The sequence below is a fragment of the Streptomyces diacarni genome (assembly GCF_003323715.1).
Taxonomy (GTDB): domain Bacteria; phylum Actinomycetota; class Actinomycetes; order Streptomycetales; family Streptomycetaceae; genus Streptomyces; species Streptomyces diacarni.
Window position 1 is genome coordinate 208,350 of record NZ_QOIN01000034.1, and the last position, 19,703, is coordinate 228,052.

The following is a 19,703-nucleotide window of genomic DNA, read 5'->3' on the forward strand; positions in this document are numbered from 1 at the left end:
GGCCCGCCACCGCACAGGGGCGGGCCCTTCGCGTCCGGCACACGGTGAGGGCCGTGCCCGTACGGCAGGGCTCAGGGGGCTCAGGTGGCGTCGAGGGCGCTCTGCTCGGTGGGGGAGGGCGCAGACTCGCTCTCGTGCACGGGCAGCTCCGCTGCCAGCGCGGCGGCGGCCCGGACCAGCGGCAGGGCCAGCAGCGCCCCGGTGCCGCCGCCGACGGCGACGCCCTGTTCCAGGAGCGGGTCGGCGGCGAGCCGGTCGAGCGCCTTGGCGTGGGCCGGCTCGCCGCCCAACTGCCCGGCGAGCCACCAGTCGGGCGCGCGGAAGGCCACCCGCTGGCCGACCAGCGCGCAGGCCGCGGAGACGACGCCGTCGAGGACGACGGGGGTGTGGCGCACCGCGCACTGGAGGAGGAAGCCGGTCATGGCGGTCAGGTCGGCGCCGCCGACGGTGGCCAGCAGCTGGAGCTGGTCGCCCAGCACGGGGCGGGCCCTGCGCAGGCCGTCCCGGATGGCGGCGCACTTGCGCATCCACGTCAGGTCGTCGATGCGGCCGCCGCCGCGCCCCGTCACGACGGAGGCGTCGGTGCCGCACAGGGCGGCGATCAGGGCGCCCGCCGCGGTGGTCCCGCCGACGCTGAGGTCGCCGAGGACGACGAGGTCGCATCCCGCGTCGGCTTCCTCGTCCGCGACGGCCATCCCGGCGCGGAAGGCCTCCTCGGCTTCCCCGAGCGTGAGGGTGTCCTCGGCATCGAGCCGCCCCGAGGAGCGGCGGACCCGGTGCCGGGTGACCTCGGCGGGCAGTTCGGCCGGGTCGCAGTCCAGCCCCATGTCGACGACGCGCACCGGCACCTCGAAGCGCCGGGCCAGCACGGCGGCGGGGGAGGCGCCGTCGAGCAGCGCGCGCACGAGGTGGTGGGCGGTGCCCGCCTCGCGCGTGGAGACGCCGAGTTCGGCGACGCCGTGGTCGCCGGCGAACACGACGAGCCGGGGGTTGGCGACGGGCCGCACCGGAACCTGGGCCTGCGCGGAGCTGAGCCATTCGCCCAGGTCGTCGAGGCGGCCGAGCGCCTGCGGGGGCAGCCCGGTCCGGGTGCGCCGCTCCTCGGCCTGCCGCCGCAGGGCGCCGTGCGGCCGCTCGATGAGGTCGGAGAAGTCGTCAAGGTCCAGGCTGCGCTCGCTCATGATCTGGGAGCGTACGTGAGTCCCCCGCACGCTTCATCCCTCGGCCGGCGCGGGGATCCGGGCGGGGTCAGGCGCCGATCCCGCGGGCCGCCGGCGGGCTCACCGCAGAGGTACGGGCACGCCGGCGACGGTCAGCAGGACGTGCTCGCACTCGGCGGCGAACCGGGCGTTGAGGCGGCCGAGTTCGTCGCGGAAGCGGCGCCCCGCGGGGGTGGCGGGCACCACCCCGGAGCCGACCTCGTTGCTGACCGCGACCAGCCGCCGCGGGGTCGCTCGCACCGCCGCCACCAGCGCCTCCACCCGCTCGGCCAGCGCGGTGGCGCCGCCGCGCGCCCACAGGGTGTCGTCCCAGGCCTCGATCTCGTCCATCGTGCGGGTCAGCCACAGCGACAGGCAGTCGATCAGCAGCGGCGGTCCCGGGTCCGCGAGCAGGGGCACCAGGTCGCAGGTCTCCTCGGTGCGCCACGAGGTGGGGCGGCGTTCTCGGTGTTCGGCCACCCGTGCGCCCCATTCGGGGTCGTCGTCGCGGCTGCCGCCGGTGGCCACATAGACCACGCCGGGGAAGGCGGCCAGTCGCCGTTCGGCCTCCACGGACTTGCCGGAGCGGGCTCCGCCCAGTACGAGGGTGCGCCGGGGGACCTCGGGGAGCTCGTCGGCGCCCGCGTACGCGCCGACGGCGAGCGTCGTACCGTCGGGCACGGTGTGGGCGCCCGCCGCCGCCAGCCGCCGGTGCAGTTCGTCCCCGGGCGGCGCGTCGTGCCCCAGGTGGACGGCCAGTACGTCCGTGGCGGGGCCGACGGCTCCGGCGTCCCGCAGCGCGGCCGGCGCGTCGGGGCGGCCCAGGACGTCCAGCGCCACCAGGTCGCAGGGCGCGCCGTACACGTGCGGGGCGCCCGCACCCGCGGGAGCGGCGCCCGGCGGCAGATACAGCAGCCTGCGGGCGTCGGGGCCCGTGACCAGGTAGCCGGTGCCGGGCGTGTCCAGGGCGAGGGCCTGGACGCGGTGTCCGCTGATCAGCGCCAGTTCCTGCCGTTCCGGCACCCGCACGGGCGCGGGCAGCCCCGCGGGCACCTCCAGCGCCGGCCCGTCGTGCGGGTGCGTCAGCAGCACCTGGCGTACGCCGCTGAGCGACGCTCCGGCGCGGGCGGCGGCGAAGGCGGGCCCGGGGGTGAGGTCGAGCAGCAGTGTGCCGTCCACCAGCAGCGCGGTCGCGGCGCGCGCCCGGTCGCCTCTCGCGGCGGCGCAGCGCGCGCAGGGGCAGTCGGGTGCGGGGAGTCCTGCGGGTGAGCCGGTGCCGAGCAGAGTGAGTTCCACCCACCGATCGTCTCCTGACCTGCCGCCGGACGCGCACAGGGGACTACGCTTCCGGGAGCAACGGCCGATCTGACGGAGGCATCGATGGCGTGGACGTGGCGGTTCGAGAAGGCCGACGGTTCGCAGACGGAACCCGCGGTCGAGCCCGAGGAGTTCCCCACCCAGTCGGACGCCGAGTCGTGGATCGGCGAGGTCTGGCGGGAGCTGCTGGAGGGCGGCACCGATCAGGTGACCCTCCAAGAGGACGGCTCCACGGTCTACGGCCCGATGAGCCTGCACGACGCCTCCGGAGCGGACGGCGAGGACGGCGAGGACGGGGACGCCGCCGAGGAGTGAGCCACGCCGGGCGGCGCCCCGCGTGCGCCGCCCGGTGCGGAGGCCGCGGCGCGGTGCTGCGGACCGCGGCGCGGTGCGCCCGGCAACTTCCGTGCGCCCGCGGCGCGTTGCGCGAAAACCCGCGCTGAGCCGCTACCCTCGGTGCGCATGAACGTACGTGGCGCTGTTTACGTGGTCCTGCGGGGCCCGGCCGACAAACGCGAGAAGGCCCTGACGACGCTGAAGAAGGCGGGGATCTTCGCCGAGCGGTCCGTGCGCGGGCCCGAGCAGATCGAGGCCTTCTTCCACGGCGGCGACGAGCGTCCCAGCCCCCGCTTCATGGACGCCTGCGCGGCCCATGTCGGCAAGGCGCTGATCGGCACGGACTTCGCGGTGGAGGAGACCGGCACCATCAGCAGCGCGGCCGCGTCCCGCCGCCTCGCCTACAACCGGCGGACGGGGGAGTGGCTGGGGGCCTTCATCGACACGGAGGCTCCCGAGGAGGCCCGGGCCGAGACGCTGGCGCACCTGGCGCGCGAGCAGGGCATCGACGTCGCCGACATAGAGCTCCGCGAGCCGCCGGAGAGCCGGCTCCCGGCGGTCTGAACCCGGAGCGGCCCGCCCCGCCCGGTTGCCCGCGCGCCTGCCGCAGGAGGGCGGACACGGGTGCCTGACGCGCGCCCCACCGGGGGCGCGCACCCGGCCGGGGGCGCCCCCACCGCCTGTCTCAGCCCGGGTGTGCCCGGACAGGCGTCCCTGTCCCAGCCGGCTGTCCGGGCCGCGCACGGCGAAGGCCGTCTCAGCCGCGCACGCCGAACAGGTGCAGTGACGGGGCGACGCCCCGGTAGGGGTCCATCCGGCAGGCGAGTTCCTCCACGGCGGCAGCCGCCTCGGCAGCGGCCTCGTGGGCCGCGTCAGCCGCGTCGGCGGACTGTTCCTGTCCGGCCGCCGACCCGGCATCCCCGTGGGAGCCGTCCGCCGCGAAGACGCCCACGCCGTACCAGCACTCCAGCGGCACCCCGATCCGCGCCAGGAACGAGGTCAGGGCCTCCCGCCGCAGGAAGCGGTCGCTCTCCTCGGGCTGGGCCACGAGCGCCGCCCGAGCCGCCCGCCAGTCCCCGGCGAGCCCGGGGCGCATCGCGCGGGCAGCCGCGTTCGGGATCACCAGCGACAGCAGCCCCCCGGTGTCCAGCACCCGGGCGAGCCCGGCCAGCGTGCTGTCCGGATCCTTCGCCCGGTCGAGCACGCCGTGGCAGAGCACCACGTCGAACGTGCCGGGCAGGAAGTGCGCCCCGGTGTCCTGACCGCTGCCGGCCAGTGCGCGGAAGCGCGCCCGTATGCCCTCGGGCTCCGTCTCCAGCGCGGAGGTGAACGCGGCCAGCCGCCCCGGATCGGATTCGAGACCCGTCACCTGGTGTCCGCCGCGGGCCAGCCGCAGCGCCTGCGCGCCGTCGCCGAGGGCGACGTCCAGCACCCGCAGCCGGCGCCCCACCTCGAAGTGCGTCGCGATCCGCTCCTCGAGCTGCCGGGCGACCAGCTCGTGCCGGATCAGGGCTTCTCGCCGCGCTTGACCTGCGGCTTGGGCAGGCGCATGCGGCGCATTTGAAGGGTCCGCATCAGCGCGTAGGCGACGGCGCCCCTGCGGTTCTCCTTCGGGTGACGCTCGGCGATCTTCTTCTTCAGCCGGACGGCGACGCCGATCGAGTCGAGGACGATCAGGATGATCACCACGAGCCACAGCAGCAGCGAGATGCTCCGCAGCTGCGGCGAGGGCAGCATGCTCAGCACCAGGATGATCACGGCCAGGGGCAGGAAGAACTCGGCCACGCTGTAGCGCGAGTCGACGAAGTCGCGCGCCAGCCGCCGCACCGGGCCCTTGTCCCTGGCGGGCAGATAGCGCTCGTCACCCCCCGCCAGCGCCTCACGCTGCTTGACCGCGTCGGCCCTGCGGGCCTCCCGCTGCCGCTTGGCGGCGTCCTTGCGGGTCATCGGGCCGCTGGACATGGGGCGGCGCGGCCCGCGCGCCTCGTTGCGCTTGGGGGTCGGCCGGCCCTTGGGGGCCTGCGGGTCGCGGGACTGTCTGGGCTCGGCCCGGTCCTCGGGGGACTTCACGGCCTGCCCTTCTTTCGAACGGCTACGGAACACACCTCAAGAGTACGGTGTGCGTGTGAGTGTCCCCCAGCCCCTGGGGGGAGACCGGAGAAGACCGGTCCCCGCCGCTGGGAGACATCTACTCCCTGCGCCGGAGAGGACACGGAACTGATCGTCCTCCAGGAGGAGCGCATCAGTGCCCGAACGGTGCGGTAATGGAAGAGGGCCCCGTACTCTGGGGACCAGTAGATCTGCCGAGGGTTTGAGTCCGTTACGAAGGGGGCGCGCGAGGCCCATGAGCGGTGTCATGAAGCGTATGGGGATGATCTTCCGCGCGAAGGCCAACAAGGCCCTGGACCGGGCTGAGGACCCGCGCGAGACGCTCGACTACTCGTACCAGAAACAGCTGGAGCTGCTGCAGAAGGTGCGCAGGGGCGTCGCCGACGTCGCGACCTCCCGCAAGCGCCTCGAGTTGCAGATGACCCAGTTGCAGGGGCAGTCCTCGAAGCTGGAGGACCAGGGCAAGAAGGCTCTGGCTCTGGGGCGTGAGGATCTGGCCAGGGAGGCGCTGTCCCGCAAGTCGGCGCTCCAGCAGCAGGTCACGGACCTGGAGGGGCAGCACCAGACCCTCCAGGGCGAGGAGGAGAAGCTGACGCTGGCGGCGCAGCGGCTCCAGGCCAAGGTCGACGCGTTCCGCACCAAGAAGGAGACGATCAAGGCCACCTACACGGCCGCCCAGGCCCAGACCCGGATCGGCGAGGCCTTCTCCGGCATCTCCGAGGAGATGGGCGACGTCGGCATGGCCATCCAGCGTGCCGAGGACAAGACGGCACAGCTCCAGGCCCGCTCCGGTGCCATCGACGAGCTGCTGGCCTCCGGCGCTCTGGACGACCAGTCCGGGATGGCCAAGGACGACATCACCGCCGAGCTCGACCGCCTCTCCGGCGGCGGCGACGTGGAGCTGGAGCTCCAGCGGATGAAGGCGGAGCTGGCCGGCGGCAGCAGCGAAGGCGGCCGGCAGGCCCTCGAAGGCGGCCAGGGCGAGGGGGGCCAGGCGAGTGGCGCCCAGCAGCAGGACACGCCCCGGTTCAACAAGGACTGAGCCGGGCGTGAGCGGCATCCCCCGCAGCCCGAGGAGGAGAGCGACATGATCGTGCGGATCATGGGCGAAGGCCAGGTGCAGCTGGACGACAGGCACTTCGTCGAGCTGAACAAGCTGGACGACGAGCTCCTGGAGGAGATGGAGAACGGCGACGAGGCGGGCTTCCGCCGCACTCTCGGCGCGCTGCTGGACGCGGTACGCAGGCTGGGCAGCCCGCTGCCCGACGACGCGCTGGAGCCCTCCGAGCTGATCCTGCCCGCCCCGGACGCCACGCTCGAAGAGGTGCGGGACATGCTGGGCGACGACGGACTCATCCCCGGCTGACCAGCGCCCCCCCGCACAAGAACAGACCAGGAGAGCCGGGCCTGACGGTGCCTGCCGTGACACTGCGCGAGATCCGCGAGCGCCTGCGGGCGCACCCCTACGCGGTCGACGCCCTCATCGCCGCGGGGGCCCTGGTCTGCATCCTCCTCGGCGCCGCCACCGAGCCGCACGGGCCCCACGGCCAGCCCCGCTTCGCGGAGCGTGACGTCACGGTGCAGACGGCGCTGCTGGCCGCGCTCTCCTGCGGGGTGCTGGCGCTGCGCCGCCGCGCCCCGATGCCGGTGCTGCTGCTGACCAGCCTGGTCTCCATCGTCGCCCTGATCGCCGGCAGCCCGGGCTCCGCCTCCAGCTCGGACCGCCAGGCCTCGCTGGTGGTGGCGCCGGTCATCGCGCTCTACACCGTCAGCAACACCACCGACCGGCGCACCAGCTGGCAGGTCGGCGCGGTCACGGTCGGTGCGCTCACCGCCGTGGCCATGATCTTCGGCGCCCGGCCCTGGTACGCGCAGGAGAACCTGGGCGTCCTGGCCTGGACGGCGCTGGCCGCCGCCGTCGGCGAGGCCGTCCGCAACAGGCGCGCCTTCGTCGACGCGATCCGGGAGCGCGCCGAGCGGGCCGAGCGCACCCGCGAGGAGGAGGCGCGGCGCCGCGTGGCCGAGGAGCGCATGCGCATCGCCCGGGAGCTGCACGACGTGGTCGCGCACCACATCGCGCTGGTCAACGTGCAGGCGGGAGTGGCCTCGCACGTCATGGACAAACGCCCCGACCAGGCCAAGCAGGCCCTCGCCCACGTCAGGGACGCCAGCCGGCACGCGCTGGCCGAGCTCCAGACCACCGTCGGGCTGCTGCGCCAGTCGGGGGAGAGCATCGCCCCCACCGAGCCGGCGCCGGGCCTGGAGGTGCTGGAGGAACTGGTGGACGGCTTCCGGCACGCGGGGCTCTCCGTCTCGGTGGCCGCGCCCGCGCTCGCCCCCGGGACCGCCCCGCTGTCCTCCGCGGTGGACCTGACGGCCTACCGGGTCGTCCAGGAGGCGCTCACCAACGTGCAGAAGCACGCGGGCACCGGCGCCTTCGCCCAGGTGCGCATCCGGCGCGACGCGGAGGCGCTGGACATCAGCGTCGTCGACGACGGCGCGGGCGGCGGCGTGGTGGAGGCCGTGGAGCGGGAGCCGGACGAGTCCGACGCCGCAGCGCCCATCGGTGGCGGCGAGGCCGGCGGCGGCGAGGCCGGTGGCGGCGGGCACGGCCTGGTCGGCATGCGGGAGCGGGCGGCGGCGCTGCACGGCGCGTGCGAGACGGGGCCGCTGTCCGGTGGCGGCTTCCGCGTCCACGTACGGTTGCCCCTTCGCACGACGGCGCCACGCAAGGAGACCCCCGCATGATCCGTGTCGTACTCGCCGACGACCAGGCGCTGTTGCGCAGCGCGTTCCGGGTGCTCGTCGACTCCGAGGCCGACATGGAGGTCGTGGGCGAGGCGGCCGACGGCGACGAGGCCCTGGCGCTGGTGCGGGAACACGGCGCCGACGTGGTGCTGATGGACATCAGGATGCCCGGCACCGACGGTCTGGCCGCCACGCGCGCCCTCAGCGCCGACCCGGAGCTGGCCGACGTCCATGTCGTCATCCTCACCACGTTCGAGGTGGACGAATACGTCGTCGGTGCGCTGCGCGCGGGCGCCTCCGGTTTCCTGGGCAAGGGCGCGGAGCCGGGCGAACTGCTCTCGGCGATCCGGACGGCGGCGCAGGGCGAGGCGCTGCTGTCGCCCGTGGCGACCAAGGGACTGATAGCCAGGTTCCTCGCCCAGGGCGACGGCGGGGCCGGCGAGCCGCCGGGATCCGGCGCCGAGTCGTCCCGGCTCGCGGCGCTGACCGCACGCGAACGCGAGGTGCTGACCCGGGTCGCGGCCGGCCTGTCCAACGACGAGATCGCCGACCGGCTCGACGTCAGCCCGCTCACCATCAAGACCCACGTCAACCGCACGATGGCCAAGCTGGGGGCCCGCGACCGGGCGCAGTTGGTGGTGGCCGCCTACGAGAGCGGTCTGGTGCGGCCCTACGGCTCAGAGCCGGGAGCGTGAGGGCACCGCTCGGCGGCGGACCCGGAGGGGACGGCGTATCCCCTCGGTGGAGACCGGGGGCGGTGACGTACTACGGCCGGAGTACGCGGCCTTCGGCAGAAGGGGACCTGCGGGGGACAAACCGGCGCCGATCCTGGGCGAAGGTATAGACGGCACCGGTGTCTGCCCGCACGAAGGCGGCGCCCGCTCCATCCTTTCCCGAGAGAGAGACCCGGCAACCATGTCCTGGCTGTCCCGCCTCAGCCTCGTCCAGCGTGGGCTGATAGGTCTGATGGCGCTCGTCGCCGTCGTCTTCGGCGCCATCGCCGTCCCGCAGCTCAAACAGCAACTGCTGCCCTCCATCGATCTGCCCATGGTCTCGGTCATCGCGCCGTACCAGGGCGCTTCTCCCGACGTGGTCGAGAAGCAGGTCGTCGAGCCCCTGGAGGAGAACATCCAGGGCGTCGACGGCGTCACCGGCGTCACCTCCACCGCCAGCGAGGGCTCCGCCGTCGTCATGGCCCAGTTCGACTACGGCGACGGCTCCGAGCAGACCATCGCCGACGTCCAGCAGGCCGTCAACCGGGCCCGCGCCAAGCTGCCCGACGGGGTCGACCCGCAGGTCGTCTCCGGCGGCACCGACGACATCCCCACGGTCGTGCTCGCCGCCTCCGCGAAGAACAAGGACCAGCAGGCCCTCGCCGACGCGCTGGACACCTCGGTGGTGCCCGTCCTCAAGGACATCGACGGCGTCAGCCAGGTCACCATCGACGGCGTGCAGGACCTCCAGGTCGCCGTCACCCCCGACGGCAAGAAGCTGGCGGCGGCCGAGCTGTCCCCCGCCGACCTGTCCAAGGCGCTGGAGGCGGGCGGCGCCTCGGTGCCCGCCGGATCCTTCGACGAGGGCGGCAAGAGCAAAACCGTCCAGGTCGGCGACGGCTTCACCTCCCTCAAGGAGATCGAGGAGCTGGCCATCCCCGGCAAGGGCGGAGCCGGGAAACCCGTCACGCTCGGCGATGTCGCCACCGTCGAGGAGCGCCCCGAGAAGGCCACCTCGCTGACCCGCACCAACGGCGAGCGCAGCCTCTCCGTCGCCGTCACCATGGACAACGACGGCAGCGCCGTGGACATCTCCGACGCCGTCAAGGACGAACTGCCCCAGCTCCGAGCCGACCTCGGCAAGGGCGCCGAGCTGACCGTCGTCGCCGACCAGGGACCCCAGGTCTCCGACTCGATCAGCTCACTGACCACGGAGGGCCTGCTCGGGCTGATCTTCGCCGTCGTCGTCATCCTGGTCTTCCTGCTGTCGCTGCGCTCCACCCTGGTCACTGCGGTCTCCATCCCGCTGTCCGTCGTGCTGACGCTGATCGTGCTGTGGACCCAGGACCTGTCGCTCAACATGCTCACGCTGGGCGCCCTGACCATCGCCATCGGCCGGGTGGTGGACGACTCCATCGTCGTCCTGGAGAACATCAAGCGGCACCTGGCCTACGGCAAGGAGCGCACCACCGCCATCCTCGACGCCGTCAAGGAGGTCTCAGGCGCGATCACCTCCTCCACGCTGACGACCGTCGCCGTCTTCTTGCCGATGGCGTTCGTCGGCGGCATGGTCGGCGCCCTCTTCGGCGGCTTCTCCCTCACCATCACCGTCGCGCTGCTCGCCTCGCTGCTGGTGTCGCTGACGGTGGTGCCGGTCCTCTCCTACTGGTTCCTGCGCGCGCCCAAGTCGCTGCGCGGGCTCGACCCCGCCGAGCAGCGCCGCAGGTCCGAGGAGAAGGAGGCGGGCAGCCCGCTGCAGAAGCTGTACGTGCCCATCCTCCGCTTCGCCACCCGCCGCCGCCTCACCAGCCTGCTGATCGCGGTCGTCGTGCTCGTCGCCACCTTCGGCATGGCACCGCTGCTCAAGACCAACTTCTTCGACCAGGGCGAGACCCAGCAGCTGGCCATCAAGCAGGAACTCCCGCCGGGCAGCAGCCTCGGCGCCGCCGACGCGCAGGCCAAGAAGGTCGAGAAGATGCTCTCCGGCATCGACGGCATCGAGGACTACCAGGTCACCGTCGGCTCCGCTGGCCTCATGGCGGCCTTCGGCGGCGGCACCGACGCCAACCAGGCCTCCTACCAGATCAAGCTGAAGGAATCCGCCGACAGCTCCGCCGTCGAGAACGCCGTCAACGACGGACTCGACAAGCTCGGCTCCGGCATCGGCGACACCACCGTCAGCGCCGGCGACGGCTTCGGCGGCCAGGACCTCAGCGTCGTCGTCAAGGCCGGCGACCAGGACGTCCTCAAGAAGGCCTCCGAACAGGTACGGGCCAAGGTCGCGAAGCTCGACGACGTCACCGACGTCCAGTCCGACCTCTCCCAGTCCGTGCCCCGCATCTCCGTCCGGGCCAAGCCCGAAGCGGCCGCGTACGGTCTCTCGGACGCCGCCCTCGGCCAGGCCGTCGCGCAGGCCGTCAGCGGCACCAAGTCCGGCACGGCAGTGCTCGACGACACCGAGCGCGACGTCGTCGTGCGCGCACCGCGGCCCGCCGAGACCGTCGCCGAACTGAAGAAGCTGCCCGTCGGCAAGGCGACGCTCGGCGAGGTCGCCGACGTCGCGACCGTCGACGGACCCGTCCAGATGACCCGCATCGACGGCGCCCGCGCCGCGACGATCACGGCCAAGCCGACGGGTGACAACACCGGCGCGGTCGGCACCGCGCTGCAGACCGAGATCGACTCCCTCGACCTGCCCGAGGGCGCCACCGCCGAGATCGGCGGCCTCTCCCAGGACCAGGACGAGGCCTTCGCCTCGCTCGGCCTCGCCATGCTGGCGGCCATCGCGGTCGTCTTCCTGCTCCTGGTGGCGACCTTCAGGTCGCTGATCCAGCCGCTGATCCTGCTGGTCTCCATCCCGTTCGCCGCCACCGGTGCGCTGGGCCTGCTCGTGGCGACCGGCACCCCCATGGGCGTCCCCGCCATGATCGGCATGCTGATGCTCATCGGGATCGTCGTCACCAACGCCATCGTGCTGATCGACCTGATCAACCAGTACCGGCGGCAGGGATACGGCGTCATCGACGCCGTCATCGAAGGCGGCCGGCACCGGCTGCGGCCCATCCTCATGACGGCACTGGCCACCATCTGCGCCCTGACACCGATGGCACTCGCCGTCACCGGCGACGGCGGGTTCATCTCGCAGCCGCTGGCGGTCGTCGTGATCGGCGGGCTCATCACCTCCACGCTGCTCACGCTGCTGTTGGTGCCCACGCTGTACGCCATGGTCGAGCTCCGTAAGGAGCGGCGTGCCGCGAAGCGGCGCGGTGGCGCGCCGGTGGAAGAGGGCTCCCTCGATGTGCGGGAGCCCGAAATGGCGGAGAGCTCCGCCTCCTCCTGAGCGGCTGGGGCCCGGCGACCCGTGGGGGGTCACGCCGGGCCCCGGCCCCCCCTCCTCGGGGCTCCGCCCCCTGCCCCCGACATGGTCTTCCCCTTCTTCCGTGAGGGCGCCCTCGGCCGTGGTCGGGGGCTCCGCCCCCAAACCCCCTTGGCCTCGCCGGCCGGGCGTTGGGGCGGCTCCGCCCCCCAACGGCCCCCCGCTACGGGGGACTCCGTCCCCCCTAGGAGCCCCCTGGAGGAGCGTCGGTTCCCCTCTTACACGAGTCGGCCCGGCACTGGGGTTCTGTGGTGCTGTCTCATGTGGGGGTCCAGGGGGCGGAGCCCCTTGGCGGGGGTTCCTAGGGGGGCGGAGCCCCCGTAGCGGGGGGCCTTTGGGGGGCAGCGCCGCCCCAAAGCCTCCCCGGCGAGGGGCCGGGGGTCTGGGGGGCGGAGCCCCTCAGGGAGAGAGCAGCCCTTCGGGGGTGGGCTGGCTCCACGGAAAAGGGGGAGGTCTGGGGGGCCCGCCCCAGGCGCTGGAGCTACAGGAAGGCGCCGGAGGGGATGTAGGGGGCGGGCGGCCGCATGCCGCGGAAGCAGACGAAGCCCTCGGACCGAAGCTCCAACCCCGCCGCAAGGCCCACGTCAACAGCCCACTGCTGCTCCGCGGTGACATCGTGCACCTCCACCACCCCGCCCTCCTCGCCCCCGAGGAGGGCGGCGCGCAGGACGCGCGACGCCAACCGGCGCGACGTCGCTGCCAGCAGGGCGACTTTGCCGTCCGCGTTGATGTAGCAGTAGCCGCTTCCGGCGAGGTCGTCCGCGACGACGAGCCGGTTGTGGCGCATCAGGTAGGCGTGGTCGGGGCCGTGGGCACCGCCCCGCAGGCGGCGGTCGACGGAGTCGAGGAGGTCCTGGTCGCGCGGGGTGCCCTCGACGGCGGGGCCGTCGACGGTGCCGAGCCGGTCGCGGTCGACGACGCCGCGCATCCGGATGGTCGGGTGCAGCGCGAACCCGGCCTGCCGGTACACGCGCGCGGCGGCCGGGTGCCGCGAGCAGCAGATGATGCCGCGCAGGCAGCCGCGCCCGTACTCCAGCGTGCGCTGGAGCAGGGCGCGCCCGACGCCTTTTCCTTGGGCGCCGGGCGCGACGACGAGGAGGCCGAGCCCCCAGGTGCCTTCGCGGAGGGAGGACTGGGCGGCGCCGACGGCCTGCCCGCTGCCGTCCTCGGCGATCCAGCTGCCGGCGGGGTCGTGCCGGGTCAGGTGCCGGATCTTCTCGCGGCTGCGGGCCGCGCGCTCCGCGGGGACCGGCCCGCTGGGCGCTTCGCCCTTGAGCGCGTGCGACGCTCCGAAGGCCGCTTCGGCGAGCTTCCGTACGGTTTCGGCGTCCTCTTCGGTGTCCCTGACCGGTCGCAGCAGCATTCGCCGCAGGTTACGGCAGGGCGAGCATCCGCTCCAGGGCGAGTTGGGCGTGCTTCTGGGTCTCGGCGTCGACCTCGATGCGGTTGACGACGGTGCCGTCGGCCAGCGATTCGAGGGCCCAGACGAGGTGGGGGAGGTCGATGCGGTTCATGGTGGAGCAGAAGCAGACGGTGCGGTCGAGGAAGACGATCTCCTTGCCGCCCTCGGATTCGGCGGCGAAGCGGTTGGCCAGTCGGCGGACGAGGTTGAGCTCCGTGCCGATGGCCCACTTGGAGCCGGGGGGCGCGTCTTCGAGGGTCCGGATGATGTGCTCGGTGGAGCCCACCTGGTCGGCCGCGGCGACGACCTCGTGCTTGCACTCGGGGTGCACCAGGACGTTGACGCCGGGTATGCGCGCGCGGACCTCGCCCACGGAGTCGAGCGAGAAGCGGCCGTGTACGGAGCAGTGGCCGCGCCACAGGATCATGGTGGCGGCGCGGAGCTGCTCGGGGGTCAGGCCGCCGCCTGGCTTGTGCGGGTTGTAGACGACGCAGTCGTCGAGTGACATGCCCAGGTCGCGGACGGCGGTGTTGCGGCCCAGGTGCTGGTCGGGGAGGAAGAGGACCTTGTCGCCCTTCTCCAGGGCCCATTCCAGGGCGCGCTTGGCGTTGGAGGAGGTGCAGATGGTGCCGCCGTGTGCGCCGGTGAAGGCTTTGATGTCGGCGGAGGAGTTCATGTAGGAGACGGGCACGGTCGTCTCGGCGACGCCGGCGTCGGTCAGTACGTCCCAGCACTCGGCGACCTGTTCGGCGGCGGCCATGTCGGCCATGGAGCAGCCTGCGGCCAGGTCGGGCAGGACGACCTGCTGGGCGGCGTGGGTGAGGATGTCGGCGGACTCGGCCATGAAGTGCACGCCGCAGAAGACGATGTACTCGGCCTCGGGGCGGGCTGCCGCTTCCCTGGCGAGCTTGAAGGAGTCGCCGGTCACGTCGGCGAAGGCGATGACCTCGTCGCGCTGGTAGTGGTGGCCGAGGACGAAGACCCGGTCGCCGAGTTTCTCCTTGGCGGCGCGGGCGCGTGCGACGAGGTCGGGGTCCGACGGGGCGGGGAGGTCGCCGGGGCACTCGACTCCGCGCTCGCTCGTGGGGTCGGCCTCGCGGCCGAGCAGCAGCAGCGCGAGCGGGGTCGGCTGTACGTCCAGCGGCTGGGCGGCACTCACAGGACCTGCCCTTTCTGTTGTCGAGCGTCGTTGGGTGCCACGGGGAAGCCGGGACGGACAGGCTTCTCGTCTATGTGACGTTATCTATCATAGCCGCTTCACGTCACTTTGACGATGCCGATCGCGTCGATGTGACGCATTCCCGATCGCTTCGGCGGTGTGCGAGCATGAAGTGACCACTCCTGGAATGAATCCGGGATGCCGTCGGTTGAGCCGACGGTAAGAGAGCAGTCCGTACAACCCGGGAGAGAAGCAGATGTCCGTTTCGGACGAGACCGCTGTAAGCGAGGGCATCATCCTGTCCGACGCCGCCGCCTCGAAGGTCAAGAGCCTGCTGGAGCAGGAGGGCCGCGACGACCTGGCGTTGCGCGTCGCCGTCCAGCCGGGTGGCTGCTCGGGCCTGCGGTACCAGCTCTTCTTCGACGAGCGCTCGCTCGACGGCGACGTGGTCAAGGACTTCGACGGTGTCAAGGTCGTCACCGACCGGATGAGCGCCCCCTACCTCGGCGGCGCCTCCATCGACTTCGTCGACACCATCGAGAAGCAGGGCTTCACCATCGACAACCCGAACGCCACGGGCTCCTGCGCCTGCGGCGACTCCTTCAACTGATCCCGTCGGCCGTATCGCTCGTGCGGCCGCACCGGGCATGACAAGGGCGGCGGACTCCCCCCACCAGGAGTCCGCCGCCCTTGTCGGTTCACGGGCGGCAGCCGCCGCTCACTTGCGTGGCAGCTTCTCGCCGTCCCGCGCGTCGACGACCTTGCGGTCGCCCAGCTTCTTGTCGAGCTCCACCTCGACCGTCTGCCGCTTGGCGATCTTCACGCAGACCTGGTCCTTCTTCTTCGGCTTCGCGTCGATCTTGACCTTCACCGAGGACGCGGACTCGTCGGCCGTCGCCTTGTAGGTGTCGCACACCCCGCCCCAGAAGCGCAGCTTCAGGGTGCGCCCGTCGGCCGAGTACGACTCCACCGCCTGCGCCGACCCCTTGCCCGCGCCCGTGCCGACGTCGCCCTTGCCCGGCTTCGAGGGGGCCTCGCCCGGTTTCGAGGGGTCCTTGCCCGGCTGCGAGGGCTGGTGCCCCGAGGTCTTGGCGGGCTTGAGGTACTTGGGGTCAAGCGCCGGGTGGGTGACCTCCATGTCGCCGCCGCCGGGCCGCTTCACCTCGTAGATCCAGGCCGGGACGAGCAGCGGCTCGCCGTGCGAGCGCTCCAGCGACAGGCCGAAGACGGCGTCCCCCACGGCGGTCGGCTCGTCCTTCTTCCCCGCCCCGGCGCCGTGGCCGCCTCGCGACTGGCTCGCCTTGTTCAGCTGGTCGAGCGTCGCGGTGGCGCTCATGACGGGGTAGGTCTCGCCCTTGCGGGTCGTGTTCCAGCTGCCCTGGGCGCGGGTGACGGCGCCGTCGTCGTCCACCACGAAGGTGCTGTCCCAGCCGTGCGTCGGCAGGCCGTCCACCTTCGGGGAGGCGGTCACCGTGCGGGTGCCGCCGACGGACGAGCCGGCCTCGAGCCCGGCGTCCTGGAGCCCGAGGGCGCGCAGCGCCGGCTTCACGGCCTTCTCGGCCTCCTTCGGCGAGAGCGGCTTCCCGTCGGGCGCGGGGTCGGCCTCGGGGGAGGCGTCGGCGTCCAGCGGCACGGTGTCGCCGTTCTGGTACGTCCAGGCGCCGCCGTCCTCGCCGCGGTCGACGGTCAGCCTGGGGCCCTTGCCCTGGCCGCTTCCGCCCGCCCGCCAGCGGCCGTCGTCGGCCTTGACGCCGCCCTTGATCTCCAGCGCCTCGGCCAGCTTCGCCACCTGCTCCTTGTGTACCTCGTGGCCCGTCCGGCGGACGGCGGCGGAGTCGGGGCCGCCGGGCAGCTCGCCTTCGGCGCGGTAGCCGCGCGGGCCCATCGGCTCGCCGGGGGCGATGCCCTCGTCGTCGTGCGCGGAGGCTGCGGTGCCGTCCAGCGCCAGTTTCGGGGGGCTCCCGGCGGGCGCGGCGCTGTCAGAGCCGTCCGCGTTGTCGGAAGAGGCGGTGGAGGCCCAGTACGCGCCGCCCCCGCCGGCCACCAGGACAGCGGCTGCCACGGAGACGACCGCCAGCTGCCGTCGCCTGCTCCGGGGTGCCGGCCGGTCCTCTTTCTGGGGGGACTGGTCTGTACTCACCGAAAACTCCTTTGGCTCCGCGTTCCTGAGCGTCCTGCCAGGCGGTCCCCTCATGCGGGGGACATGAGTGGGACGGGGTGGATGGGTGGACGGTTCCACCGCCGTGCCGCACTGCCGATGATCGCGTGTCTCCGACGGTGCCGCGCGGCCGGCGGTGGGGCGCTCGCGGCGGTGCCGGGGGAGCCATCGCTTCGGCGGTCTGCCGGGAAAGCCGTGCTATGAGGTGATTGTGTCCTGTTCGACTCGGCGACCCCAGCGGGTAGCGTTACTGGCGCCTTTCCCTCGTGCGCTGGGCGTACGGGGGTACCCGATGTCTCTCAGGAGCAGAATTCGTCGTGCGTATCGCAGTCTGCGGCTCCATCGCAAACGACCACCTGATGACCTTCCCGGGGCGCTTCTCCGACCAACTGGTCGCCGACCAGTTGCACACGGTCTCGCTCTCCTTCCTCGTCGACCGCCTGGAGATCCGCCGCGGCGGTGTCGGTGCCAACATCGCGTTCGGCATGGGCCAGCTGGGGGCCCGCCCAGTCCTTGTGGGCGCGGCGGGGGAGGACTTCGACGAGTACCGTGTCTGGCTCGAACGCCACGGCGTGGACACCGACTCCGTCCGCATCTCCGAGGTCGCACACACGGCACGCTTCGTCTGCACCACGGACGCGGACAACAACCAGATCGGCTCGTTCTACACCGGTGCCATGAGCGAGGCCCGGCACATCGAGCTCCAGCACGTCGCCGACCGTGCGGGCCACCTCGACCTCGTCCTCATCGGGGCCGACGACCCCGAGGGCATGATCCGCCACACCGAGGAGTGCCGTACCCGCGGCATCCCCTTCGCCGCCGACTACTCCCAGCAGATCGCCCGCATGGACGGCGAGGGCATCAGGCAGCTGACCGAGGGCGCCACCTACCTGTTCTCGAACGAGTACGAGAAGGAACTCATCGAGACCAAGACCGGATGGAGCGACGAGGAGGTTCTCCAGAAGGTCGGCACGCGCGTCACCACGCTCGGCAAGCGCGGCGCCCGCATCGACCGTGCGGGCGAGGAGCCCATCGTCGTCGGCGTCGCCGAGGAGCGCACGAAGGCCGACCCCACGGGCGTCGGCGACGCCTTCCGCGCGGGCTTCCTGTCCGGGCTGAGCTGGGGTGTGGGGCTGGAGCGCGCGGCGCAGGTCGGCTGCATGCTGGCCACGCTCGTCGTGGAGACGGTCGGCACCCAGGAGTACGAGCTGCGGCGCGTCCACTTCATGGAGCGCTTCACCAAGGCCTACGGCCACGACGCCGCCTCCGAGGTGGAGGCCCACCTGGGCTGACCCTTTCTGCGGAAGGTGCCCCGCATCCCGCTGAGTCGCTCCGCTCGTCCTCAAACGCCGGACGGGCTGAAATCAGCCCGTCCGGGGGCACCTCCCGGACGAAGTCTGGGGGAGTTTGAGGACCGGGGGTCCGGGGGGGGCACCGCCCGGCCGAAGGCCGGGGGAGGAGTCCGGGGGCGGCAAGGGCGAATGCCTTTCGCGTCAGCCCCCGGCCCGCCGCACCCGGAAAACGACCCCCGCGGCCCCCTCGAACGTGTGGCCCGTCATCTCGCACCAGGCCGGGATGTCGAGCCGCGCGGCCTCGTCGTCGGCGAGCACCCGCACGACGCCGCCCGCGGGTACCTCGCCGATGGCCTTCGCGAGCTCGATCACGGGGAGCGGGCAGAGCTTGCCCCGCGCATCGACGGTGACCTCCTCGTCCGCCGAGGTTTCCATGGAGCCGTCCGCCAGGGCATCAGCGGAGGCTCCCGCGGACTCCTCGGCGGCGTCGCCGCCCGAGGCGATGGCCCCGGAGGCGGCCCCCACCTGTGCCCGTACGCCCTCCACCACGCCGGGCAGCGCGTCGAGGAACCGTTCGACCTCCTCGTCGCTCGTCCCCGCGGGCAGCGAGACCCGCACGTTGCCCTCGGACAGCACGCCCATGGCCCGCAGGACGTGGCTCGGGGTCAGGGTGCTGGAGGTGCAGGAGGATCCGGAGGAGACGGAGAACCCGGCGGTGTCGAGCGCGTGCAGCAGTGCTTCGCCGTCCACGTACAGGCAGGAGAAGGTCACCAGGTGCGGCAGCCGCCGCAGCGGATCGCCGACCACCTCCGTCTCGGGCACCAGCGCGGGCACGCGTGCCCTGATCCGGTCCACGAGCGCCCGCAGCCTGGCGGCCTCGGCCTCTGCCTCGGCGCGTACGGCCCGCAGTGAGGCGGCGGCGGCGACGACGGCGGGGATGTTCTCGAAGCCGGGCGCGCGGCCGGCTTCGCGCTCGTCGGCAGGGCCGGTCGGCGCGAACCGCACACCTTTGCGAACGACCAGCAGGCCGACGCCGGGAGGCCCGCCCCACTTGTGCGCGCTCCCCGTCAGCAGCGACCAGTCGCCCGGCACCGGTTCCCAGGGCAGTGACTGCGCGGCGTCCACCAGCAGCGGCACCCCCGTCCGCGCGCACAGGGAGGCCGCCTCGGCCACCGGCTGGACGGTCCCCACCTCGTGGTTGGCGGACTGGAGGCAGGCCAGCGCGCAGTCCGCACCGAGCGCCTCTCCCCACTCCTGTACGTCGACCCGGCCCGCGCGGTCGACGTCGACGCGGTGGACGGTGCCCCCGCCCCTCTCGTGTGCCTCGGCCGCATGGAGGACGGCGGAGTGTTCGACCGCGGAGACGACCAGCCGCCGGCCCGTCCGGCGCCGCCCGGTGAGCGCGCCCGCGATCCCCGCGTGCAGCGCGTGCGTACCCGAAGGAGTGAAGTGGAGCTCGTCGGGGCGGCATCCGACGGCCTCGGCGGCGCTCTGCCGCGCCGCGTCCAGCAGCATCCGGGCCCGGCGCCCCTCACGGTGCAGCCGCGCGGGATCGGCCCAGCCCTCGTCCAGCGACGCCAGCAGCGCCTGCCGCGCGACGGGGTGGAGCGGGAGCGAGGAAGCGGCATCGAAATAGGACACCCGCGTACGCTACCGCCGAGGCCCCGGGGAGCCCGGCGGCGAACGGCCCCCGGCGCCGGGCGCCGTTCCGCCTCCCGCGGCGGGTGGTGGGGCGCCTTCCGCCGCACCCGCGCGGCCTTCGGCCGTGCGGGCGTCGGTGCGTCAGTTCCGGCGCGCTCAGGCGCTCTCCCACCCCATCGGGGGGCTGAGCGGCGCGTTACGCCCCCTCCCCGCGCGACCCCAAATGGCGTCGGCTAGGGTTTGGTCCGCATAA

At 73.0% G+C, this 19,703-nt stretch carries 17 protein-coding genes; 9 read left to right on the top strand and 8 right to left on the bottom strand.

All coding sequences use genetic code 11. The features are described from left to right. Positions 1-80 precede the first annotated feature (80 nt). On the bottom strand, positions 81-1,181 hold the full coding sequence (locus DTL70_RS07580) for a nicotinate-nucleotide--dimethylbenzimidazole phosphoribosyltransferase (RefSeq protein WP_181860827.1): 1,101 nt from the start codon (positions 1,179-1,181) through the stop codon (positions 81-83). Between the two features lie 99 nt (positions 1,182-1,280). Beyond that, positions 1,281-2,495, bottom strand: a complete 1,215-nt coding sequence (locus tag DTL70_RS07585) for a bifunctional adenosylcobinamide kinase/adenosylcobinamide-phosphate guanylyltransferase (RefSeq protein WP_114021071.1) — start codon at positions 2,493-2,495, stop codon at positions 1,281-1,283. A gap of 84 nt (positions 2,496-2,579) precedes the next feature. On the opposite strand from DTL70_RS07585, the gene DTL70_RS07590 reads away from it, so the two are divergent. Both DTL70_RS07590 and DTL70_RS07595 read left to right on the top strand, forming a co-directional pair. After that, a complete protein-coding gene (locus DTL70_RS07590; RefSeq protein WP_114021072.1) occupies positions 2,580-2,831 on the top strand; it encodes a hypothetical protein in 252 nt (83 codons plus the stop codon). A 147-nt stretch (positions 2,832-2,978) separates the two neighbouring features. Then, positions 2,979-3,416 (top strand): hypothetical protein, encoded by a 438-nt coding sequence (locus tag DTL70_RS07595; protein WP_114021073.1) that lies wholly within the window; start codon positions 2,979-2,981, stop codon positions 3,414-3,416. Between the two features lie 193 nt (positions 3,417-3,609). On the opposite strand, the gene DTL70_RS07600 is transcribed toward DTL70_RS07595, so the two are convergent. Then, entirely contained in the window at positions 3,610-4,362 is a 753-nt protein-coding gene (locus tag DTL70_RS07600; protein WP_114021118.1) for a class I SAM-dependent methyltransferase, read from the bottom strand. Further along, positions 4,359-4,955 carry a DUF3043 domain-containing protein gene (locus tag DTL70_RS07605; protein ID WP_114021074.1) on the bottom strand — a complete coding sequence of 199 codons (597 nt, stop codon included), beginning with the start codon at positions 4,953-4,955 and terminating at the stop codon, positions 4,359-4,361. The genes DTL70_RS07600 and DTL70_RS07605 overlap by 4 nt, the downstream gene beginning before the upstream one ends. Positions 4,956-5,196: 241 nt before the next feature. Between DTL70_RS07605 and DTL70_RS07610 the strand changes: the two genes are divergently transcribed. The 5 genes from DTL70_RS07610 to DTL70_RS07630 all read left to right on the top strand — a co-directional run bounded on the left by DTL70_RS07610 (position 5,197) and on the right by DTL70_RS07630 (position 11,762). Continuing rightward, positions 5,197-6,003: a PspA/IM30 family protein gene (locus tag DTL70_RS07610; RefSeq protein ID WP_114021075.1), complete on the top strand. Its 807-nt coding sequence runs from the start codon at positions 5,197-5,199 to the stop codon at positions 6,001-6,003. Positions 6,004-6,048: 45 nt separating this feature from the next. Further along, a complete protein-coding gene (gene pspAA / locus DTL70_RS07615; protein ID WP_114021076.1) occupies positions 6,049-6,327 on the top strand; it encodes a PspA-associated protein PspAA in 279 nt (92 codons plus the stop codon). Positions 6,328-6,374: 47 nt separating this feature from the next. Beyond that, positions 6,375-7,709 carry a sensor histidine kinase gene (locus DTL70_RS07620; RefSeq protein ID WP_181860828.1) on the top strand — a complete coding sequence of 445 codons (1,335 nt, stop codon included), beginning with the start codon at positions 6,375-6,377 and terminating at the stop codon, positions 7,707-7,709. Beyond that, positions 7,706-8,404 carry a response regulator gene (locus DTL70_RS07625; RefSeq protein ID WP_114021077.1) on the top strand — a complete coding sequence of 233 codons (699 nt, stop codon included), beginning with the start codon at positions 7,706-7,708 and terminating at the stop codon, positions 8,402-8,404. The genes DTL70_RS07620 and DTL70_RS07625 overlap by 4 nt, the downstream gene beginning before the upstream one ends. Positions 8,405-8,624: 220 nt before the next feature. Beyond that, a complete protein-coding gene (locus DTL70_RS07630) occupies positions 8,625-11,762 on the top strand; it encodes an efflux RND transporter permease subunit (protein WP_114021078.1) in 3,138 nt (1,045 codons plus the stop codon). Between the two features lie 517 nt (positions 11,763-12,279). Here the strand turns inward: DTL70_RS07630 and DTL70_RS07635 are convergent. Both DTL70_RS07635 and nadA read right to left on the bottom strand, forming a co-directional pair. After that, positions 12,280-13,161 (bottom strand): GNAT family N-acetyltransferase, encoded by an 882-nt coding sequence (locus DTL70_RS07635; protein ID WP_114021079.1) that lies wholly within the window; start codon positions 13,159-13,161, stop codon positions 12,280-12,282. Positions 13,162-13,171: 10 nt separating this feature from the next. Beyond that, positions 13,172-14,359 carry a quinolinate synthase NadA gene (nadA, locus tag DTL70_RS07640; RefSeq protein ID WP_114021080.1) on the bottom strand — a complete coding sequence of 396 codons (1,188 nt, stop codon included), beginning with the start codon at positions 14,357-14,359 and terminating at the stop codon, positions 13,172-13,174. Positions 14,360-14,615: 256 nt separating this feature from the next. Between nadA and DTL70_RS07645 the strand changes: the two genes are divergently transcribed. Then, complete coding sequence (locus DTL70_RS07645) at positions 14,616-14,969, top strand: HesB/IscA family protein (protein WP_114021081.1); 354 nt, start codon at positions 14,616-14,618, stop codon at positions 14,967-14,969. A gap of 108 nt (positions 14,970-15,077) precedes the next feature. Here DTL70_RS07645 and DTL70_RS07650 read toward each other — a convergent pair whose 3' ends face one another. Next, the gene (locus DTL70_RS07650; protein ID WP_114021082.1) at positions 15,078-16,499 is read right to left on the bottom strand and encodes a hypothetical protein; all 1,422 of its coding nucleotides are present in this window, start codon (positions 16,497-16,499) and stop codon (positions 15,078-15,080) included. Positions 16,500-16,834: 335 nt separating this feature from the next. Here DTL70_RS07650 and DTL70_RS07655 point away from each other — a divergent pair, with 335 nt between their 5' ends. Then, complete coding sequence (locus DTL70_RS07655; protein ID WP_114021083.1) at positions 16,835-17,809, top strand: carbohydrate kinase family protein; 975 nt, start codon at positions 16,835-16,837, stop codon at positions 17,807-17,809. 201 nt (positions 17,810-18,010) lie between these two features. Here DTL70_RS07655 and DTL70_RS07660 read toward each other — a convergent pair whose 3' ends face one another. Further along, positions 18,011-19,450, bottom strand: a complete 1,440-nt coding sequence (locus DTL70_RS07660) for a cysteine desulfurase/sulfurtransferase TusA family protein (RefSeq protein ID WP_114021084.1) — start codon at positions 19,448-19,450, stop codon at positions 18,011-18,013. Positions 19,451-19,703: the final 253 nt, after the last annotated feature.

Excerpts from the sequence above, each read along its gene's own strand:
- DTL70_RS07580 (WP_181860827.1), bottom strand. The coding sequence starts at position 1,181 with ATGAGCGAGCGCAGCCTGGACCTTGACGACTTCTCCGACCTCATCGAG.
- DTL70_RS07590 (WP_114021072.1), top strand. The coding sequence starts at position 2,580 with ATGGCGTGGACGTGGCGGTTCGAGAAGGCCGACGGTTCGCAGACGGAA.
- DTL70_RS07595 (WP_114021073.1), top strand. The coding sequence starts at position 2,979 with ATGAACGTACGTGGCGCTGTTTACGTGGTCCTGCGGGGCCCGGCCGAC.
- DTL70_RS07610 (WP_114021075.1), top strand. The coding sequence starts at position 5,197 with ATGAGCGGTGTCATGAAGCGTATGGGGATGATCTTCCGCGCGAAGGCC.
- pspAA (WP_114021076.1), top strand. The coding sequence starts at position 6,049 with ATGATCGTGCGGATCATGGGCGAAGGCCAGGTGCAGCTGGACGACAGG.
- DTL70_RS07625 (WP_114021077.1), top strand. The coding sequence starts at position 7,706 with ATGATCCGTGTCGTACTCGCCGACGACCAGGCGCTGTTGCGCAGCGCG.
- DTL70_RS07630 (WP_114021078.1), top strand. The coding sequence starts at position 8,625 with ATGTCCTGGCTGTCCCGCCTCAGCCTCGTCCAGCGTGGGCTGATAGGT.
- DTL70_RS07635 (WP_114021079.1), bottom strand. The coding sequence starts at position 13,161 with ATGCTGCTGCGACCGGTCAGGGACACCGAAGAGGACGCCGAAACCGTA.
- DTL70_RS07645 (WP_114021081.1), top strand. The coding sequence starts at position 14,616 with ATGTCCGTTTCGGACGAGACCGCTGTAAGCGAGGGCATCATCCTGTCC.